Below are 7444 nucleotides of genomic sequence, written 5' to 3'. Positions count from 1 at the left end.
AGATCATAATTGTTTTATTAAACTTAATAAAAGTTATGTATACAAGTTATGTAGAATTTTATAGAATTAAGGTAATAAAAGAAATGGAGTAAGCGCACACATGATCGAAAAATTTATCAATGAATTAGAAAGACAAGGATTGTCTAAAAATACGATTAAGAGCTATGTATTTGACATTGTTCAGTTTTACGACTGGTTAAAAAGTAAGGAACTGGACCCCAAAATAACAGAAGAAGTGCTAACTGAATACACAATATTTTTATATACCAAATATAGTGAAAATACTGTTTTGAGGAAAATTAAGAGTGTCACTCGGTATAACAAATATTTGTATCATATTGGAGAATCTCCATTAGTAATTGAGCCAAATGAAATAATCAAAATTAAAACAAACAACTGGACTATGAGAATGATGAGTATTAATGAATTTGTTAGACTACGGCAAACAATATTAGAAGGTCAAAATAAGAGGGATATTCTTATATTTCACTTATTATACGGAACTTGTTGCAGGATTTCTGAACTTATTAATATTGAACTGGATGATATAGAAATTACTGATCCATCACAAGGTTATATACAATTTAAAATTTTAAAAAGTGGAAAATTCCCCACTCCTATAAGAAAAATTAGCATAACTGAACCTCTTATTAAAATGATAAAAGATTTTTTAGAAGTCAGACCCATTTATCAAAGTAAGAAACTATTAATTGGACAAAAAGGTCCAATGACAAGGGATGCAATTAACAAAATGTTTCGGAAATACAGTTCGATAGCTAATATTAATTATACGGTTTCACCTCAAATGTTAAGACGTATGGGGATTTTTAACTTGTTAGTATTAGCACAAAATGAACCATTTGAAATATCTTATATATCTAAAATTGCTAGATATACAACTGAATCATATACAGAAAAAATTTACGAGTCTTTATGTTCTAATTTAAAAGGGAACTTAGAACTTCAATCCTTTGAAACCAGATATATCAATTTAGGGTGGGGGAACGATGGGGAGAAACCAAAGAAAGATTGTTAGTATAAAACCTAATGTGAAATTTGTTGTACGTGCAATAATGGCCCAATATGCAGAAACTTCAACAGGTGAGCCAATAGAAAAACAATATGCGTGTATAAAAATTAAAAATGAAGACACAAACGTTGAAGTAATTCATCCTCTTTCAACAGAATTTATATTAGATAATTGGAAAAACGCCCAGTACAATACTATGAAAGCACCGGCAAATACTATAGCGATGTTTTTAAATTTTTTAATAAGCGATAAGAGTAATAAAGTTAAAAGTCTTATAGAATTAAAATCAGACCATGTAATAAATTTTTTATCTGAGCTTTCTTATAAAAGGACACCTAAAAATACGGTCAAGAAACATGAGAAATATATAGAAAAGTTCTTTGATTTTCTAAATGAAAAAAAGATCATTGGTCATACTTTGAAAATTAAAGATGTTCAATACTTTTACAGTAAACCGAAACCGAGACTCCATAAATTACCAGATGAATATATTCTAACCTTTTTAGAAATTGCCTATCAAACAGATAGTAAAATTGCGTTTGCACTTTATTTACAATTCTTTGGTGGACTCCGAACCGGAGAGATATGTAATCTTAGAATAAAAGATTTACAGCTTATAGGGGATAAAGGAGAATATGGTTTTATCGTGGATCTTTCTGAGGATCGAAACTTGAGAAAGGACATCACTAATACATCGGGGTCTAGCTATATTAAAAGTAAAAGAAGGCAAATTGTTTTTGGATTTAAGGATTGGTCAACTTTATTTTATGAAAAACACATGAATAATTTAACAGATGTTATGAAATTAAATGGAGAAACCCCACTATTTCCTAATCAAAAAGGATTAGCCATGACAGGTAACAATTACTATTACCATTTTAATAAAACAAAGAAAATATTTCTGAAGTACCTTAGAGATTCGGAGAATATGGCGGATAGAAATAATGCTTTAGCGCTTGAAGCTGAGAGATGGGCTAGTCATATAGGTAGGGGGATATTTTCTAACTTATTGGCTGAAGAAGCTGATAATTTATATGATGTGAGTTTTCCAAGAGGGGACAAAGGTTTTGACTCAGTAAAACCATATCTAGCTAGCACAAAACGAATTAAAGAAAAGCTAGAAAAAAAGATAGATGAAATATATAAGAAAAAAGAATAAAAGGGAGGTGTTAAGTTTGGAACTTAATGATCAAAATTTATATATTTCTGTTACCGAGGTCTCTAAACTGTTTTCGATAAATAGATCCACGGTACTAAAACTAATAAAAAAAGACGAGTTCCCAAACTGTTTTATTAATTCAAAGCAAGAGGGCTACCGAATACCAGTTACGGATATAGAGGCTTATAAAGAAAAAGTTACGAAAATAGAAGATGCTAAAAAAGACTTTTTATCAATTAGCGAAATGGCGGAAATCTCAGGGTGTACTAATGAGAAGATTAGAAGTGATTTGCGGAACGGAAAAATTAAAAAATTTAGTAGAGATGAAAATAATAATTATATTGTGCATAAGGATATTTTTGACGAGTATATAAAAGAACACATTGAAAGAAATGGTTTTTTAACTTTAAATGAAGCATGTGAACGATTATCCTTATCAAAATTAACGATTCACACATATGGCCCAAGAAAAGTATTTCCTAATGCTATTATTAGAAATCAAACCGAGGGATATCTTATTCCAATATCAGATATAGAGGATTACGAAAATAAAAATGTCATACCAGAGGGATATGTAACTGTAAAACAGATAGCTGAAAAGTACAAACTTCATCCGGAGACAATAAGGGGACTAATAAGGAATAACGTATTAAAAAACCATAAAAAATATGTAAAGGATACCTATATAGTTTTAGCTTCAGAAGCAGAAGATTATTTTAAAGATATGCTTGAAATTAAAGAAAAATATGCAAATATAGATGAAGTATCCCAAATAATAGGATGTAATAAAGATACAATAAGAAGTTATATAAAAAAAGGACTCATTAATGATTGCATACTAAGGTCAAACTCGGAGGGTTATCTCATCAATAGATTAGAAATAGACAAGATAAAAGAAATTTATTCACAGGAAAGACTTCAGTTACCAACAGGTTATATTTTCCCTGAAGATGTTATGCAATTGCTCGAAACAAGAAGCGTTCAAAGAGCAAGGGAAATTATAAAAAAGCATATGAAATCTGCCAAAAAGGTTACAAACGGTTTTAACAATATTGAATATTGGATTGTGCTAGAATCTGAAGTTATTCAGTACAAACAAAAACTTGAAAATGATAGGTTTATCCCTCAAAGTCCCGGTGAATTCACCACTATTGATGCAGTTAACAAGTATAAGTTTGAAGTTGATAAGATTTCCATCCCCTTAAAATTAGCCCAAACAGTCAAAATATACACGGAATATGCTTGTCAAAAGTTAGCTGAAAGTGAGGCAAGAGCAGAGACCCTTTCAAAAAAAACTGCTTATTATATAAAAACTTTAAAGGCTTTAATTAAACATTTACCAAAGAGTATAAAAGAAATGACAGATGAAGATATTGAGAGTTTCTTAAATAATGAGAGTCAACCTAAATATGTTAAACAATACTTTATAGGTTTTGTTCAGTATTGCTCTGAAAATATTGAGGATTGTAACTTTTTTAATCGATACGCAACGTTTAATGATCCAAATACTGATACTGATATATATTCCCTTGAAACTTTTAATAAATATTATAATCATGTTATAGATATAGAGCTGCACATAGAGAAAGCGATTAAATATAAAACATATGCACAGGCATGGGTATATGTCATTATGCACTTAATGAATGCGTGGAGAAGTGGGGATATTATTTACGGTTTACCAACCATTGATTTTGTTGATTTACCAATCAAAGATTTAACATTTTTTGAGAATAATAGATTAAGGAAAGAAGAGGCAAGATTGATTGTAAATCAGGTTCATATAAAAGTTGGTCAAATGAAGATTTCGAAAACGGGGGCGCTTGGACAATTTCTTTGTTTAGATAGTTTGGTTGAACCGTTTGCAACAGCAATCAGTATTACGGAGTTACACCGTAGAAAATACAATGATAAATTAATGCTTACTTCAATTAGAGCAAATGGAATTAATAAAATGTTTTTTGAAAAAAAACTTGAACTATCTGGGTTCCATAGTTTCAAAATGAATAGAACATTGATTACCTACTTTTTCCACCATGTTTCTGAATCAGATGGGGATGCACATTTATCCTATGAGGCAGCTCAAATTTTACGAAGCCACTTAAATGAAGATACAACCAAAGTTTATATAAAATTCTCTAGCCCACAAGGTACTCTTGATAGTATGGCCTTTAATATATGCGAAAGGGGTCATTTTGGTTGGGTTTATAATACCATGATAAATCTTGTGTTGCACCAAAATGAACAAAAACTGGAGGACAGAACCTCTTTAATTAAATCTTTAAGTGAAAAGTATAAAGTAAATGAATTAGAAACGTATTCGTCCTTTTTACTTGCAGAAAGAATTAAAAAAGAATCTTTAGCACTTAGGCTTTCAAAGTTACCTAAAGAGGATCTAAAAAGATTAATTGTTAAAATATTTCGTGGAGAAATGCCAGCAAGGATGGCTTTCGCTCAATGTTTAACATATCCTGAATGCAAAAGTCCTGAACGAACCACTTGTATTGGATGTGAGAACTTAATACCAACAGAATATTTATTATTTTCTATATCTGAACAGATTGAGACGAGCCTTTATAAAATTTACAATAGTGAATTTGAATGGGATAAAGAACGAGAAAAGCATTTTCTAAAACAAATGTTTCTATTAATGAATGAGGCTATTGTTGAGAAAGGTAAAGAATATGTAGAGACCTTTATTGATCGCAAAAGAATCAAAAAATTATATGGAGCTATTCTTAAAGATAGAGAGGTGAAACAAATTGATAATTCAGAAAAAGGTTAAGGAATTAAATGGAGCATTAAACATCCAAATCACAGAAAATCATAAATTTGATAGAAACGACATTTCTAAATATTTAAGTATGTTAGAAACAAATAAAGATCAAGGTATCCTGCTTACAGATAGTTTTGAGAGTGATTATTGGTGTATTGTTGATTTTACGGGAATGCGTAGGTATTTAAAGTTCGATATTGACTTATATCCTGAATTAAAGGTTGCCTTAAAATGTTTTTTGTTAATATTAATAGACACTAAATTTTCCATAAATCATATTCAAGCAATTCATACAAATGTTAAACAAGCAATTGTAGTTTCTGGTGGATTTAAGAAAACAAATGTAGATGCTTATGAAGAGTATGCTATGACAAAAACAATGAATAGTCGTTATAGATTTAATGATTTTACTAGTAGATTTCTTTCATTTATAGAGCATACTTATCGTGATTTATATGACTTAAAGATTAAAAATATGGATTCGAAAAATAGAGATTTACCTAATTATGAAGTAATTATTGATTTTCATTATTTTATGATGGAATTTGAAAATCGAGCAACCACACTTCAGAAATCCAAATATTTTCATATAATATTATGGTGGAAGATTACAGGTATTATTCCAATGAGACCTAAAGAATTTTGTTTACTAGAATGGGATTGTTGCTACGAGGAAGATGGTTATTACTTTTTAAAAGTTCCAAGAAGTAAACAAGAGGCAAAATCATATAGCGAAATAAGCGTGACTAATGTCATTCGTATAAATAAAAATATTTATGACACTATTCAAGAGTATAAGCAAACAGTTCCTCCTGAATTAATTGGAAACTACTTATTTTCATTTAAGATACAATCACGTTTCTTTCAAGCTGATAGCATAACTAAAAGGGAGGATATGTACCATCCAGATACGTTATATTGGCACTTGATGTCCTTCTACAAAGAAATCATCGGTTGGAATAACACTGATTTCTATCGCTTTGTTAAAAGAAATGAAAAAGGTGAAATCATTAAGATTTTCCGTAATTATATAACACCTGCTGATACACGACATTTTTCAATGTGTAATATGATGTTACAGGGGGTTAATCCATTAACTATTGCTAAAATGGCAGGCCATACACGATTAGGTACTCAACGAAATTATTGGGGGCATTTGGAATACTTCGTTGAATCTTATGTTTATATTATTTCAACAAAAGCCAGAATTCATAGGCTTGAGAAAAGTTTAGGAGAAGGAATATTTGGCGTAAAAGATAAAATTAATGAATCACGAATCTATAAACCGGAGGATTTTCCTCTTCGAAAAGAGGTAAAAAACGGATATTGCAAATATGGGGCTTTTGACAATTGCACTGGTGAATGTAGATTTTGTGATGATTTTTTTTATTACCCAAAAAACCATGATGAGGGATTGAAGTGGTTATTATCCGGATCAGATCATTTAGAACAGCAATTAGAAACAGAATTAAAGTCTCTATTAAATCTTTATAAAAATATGAAATTTAATTTTGCCACAGAATCCTATTCAATGCTAGATCATGAACAGATATTAAGCAAGGCAAATCTTATTAATCGCCTAATACGGCAAAAAGCTATGGTTGATTCTTTGCTGCCGGAAGATAGGGAGGTTATTGAATAGTATTATGAAAACTGAGTCTTATAGCGATGAAGAGTTAAAAAAATTACTATTGGAATACTCAAATAAACACACTGGTTCTATCACATATTTAGGGTTACAAAAGGAAACAGGAATTAGTCGAAAAACTTGGAAAAGGCGCATGGAAGAAACTATTGAAACCCTAAATAGAAAGGTAATTACCAGTCATAATAATGTAGGTTTCGATGAAATACCATATCCGAATTTTGATTTAATAATAGATCGATTTTTAAACGAAGAAAAAGGTCTAAGAGATGCTTTATATCATATTCAAGAAGTATTTATTAAAAATATTGAAGAAAACAACAAGCTTTCTGATCAACTTATGAAAAAAGACAAAAAAATTGATGAACTAACACAAAAAATAGAAAAGCTAAAACATGAATTGAACGAAAAGAAACAGGAGGTTAGAAATTACGAAAAGATAATTATTGAGAGTACCAATCCAAGTGTAAGAAGAAGAAAAGGAATTAGTAGTAATCTTATTAAAATGAGTGAGCATAGAAAAGAGTCTGCTGCTTCGTTAGAATTGGAAGACGAATTTCCAGAACTGTTCGGGGATTTGGATGATGAGAGTTAAGAACAATTAAATATCTGTATACTCCGATCTGCATTTATTTGAAAGTTAGTATAATGATGTATCAATAGAGTGTACTCTATTGATACAGGTGTAGTGGACTGATAAAATCATAGTTAAGAGTGTCTCATAAGACTTGTCTCAAAAATGAGGTGAAATTTTGCAGAAAATCGGTTATGTACGCGTCAGTTCGACTAGCCAAAATCCTTCAAGGCAATTTCGGCAATTGAACGAAATTGGAA

Annotated in this window: 5 protein-coding genes and 1 pseudogene; all 6 read left to right on the top strand. The window is 30.3% G+C overall.

Features of this window, described 5'->3' with window-relative positions; translation table 11 throughout:
* The first annotated feature begins 100 nt into the window (after nt 1-100).
* A complete protein-coding gene (locus COD11_RS21945; RefSeq protein WP_098799043.1) occupies nt 101-1036 on the top strand; it encodes a tyrosine-type recombinase/integrase in 936 nt (311 codons plus the stop codon).
* Nucleotides 1008-2189 carry a site-specific integrase gene (locus tag COD11_RS21940; protein ID WP_060669316.1) on the top strand — a complete coding sequence of 394 codons (1182 nt, stop codon included), beginning with the start codon at nt 1008-1010 and terminating at the stop codon, nt 2187-2189. Before COD11_RS21945 ends, COD11_RS21940 begins: the two co-directional genes overlap by 29 nt.
* A 16-nt stretch (nt 2190-2205) precedes the next feature.
* Nucleotides 2206-4974, top strand: coding sequence for a helix-turn-helix domain-containing protein (locus tag COD11_RS21935; protein WP_098799042.1), 2769 nt, complete (start codon nt 2206-2208; stop codon nt 4972-4974).
* A complete protein-coding gene (locus COD11_RS21930) occupies nt 4952-6607 on the top strand; it encodes a site-specific integrase (RefSeq protein WP_098799041.1) in 1656 nt (551 codons plus the stop codon). Before COD11_RS21935 ends, COD11_RS21930 begins: the two co-directional genes overlap by 23 nt.
* A 4-nt stretch (nt 6608-6611) precedes the next feature.
* Nucleotides 6612-7205, top strand: coding sequence for a restriction endonuclease subunit S domain-containing protein (locus COD11_RS21925; protein WP_141549731.1), 594 nt, complete (start codon nt 6612-6614; stop codon nt 7203-7205).
* A gap of 157 nt (nt 7206-7362) precedes the next feature.
* Nucleotides 7363-7444 (top strand): annotated as a pseudogene (locus COD11_RS27730) (recombinase family protein); the annotation flags it as partial.

Origin of the sequence: Bacillus sp. AFS040349, from assembly GCF_002577655.1 — a bacterium.
GTDB lineage: Bacteria > Bacillota > Bacilli > Bacillales > Bacillaceae > Metabacillus.
This window is presented reverse-complemented; position numbering and strand designations above follow the sequence as displayed.

Bases quoted from the DNA above. Each gene is read 5' to 3' on its own strand.
- COD11_RS21940 (WP_060669316.1), top strand. From the start codon at position 1,008: ATGGGGAGAAACCAAAGAAAGATTGTTAGTATAAAACCTAATGTGAAA.
- COD11_RS21925 (WP_141549731.1), top strand. From the start codon at position 6,612: ATGAAAACTGAGTCTTATAGCGATGAAGAGTTAAAAAAATTACTATTG.
- COD11_RS21945 (WP_098799043.1), top strand. From the start codon at position 101: ATGATCGAAAAATTTATCAATGAATTAGAAAGACAAGGATTGTCTAAA.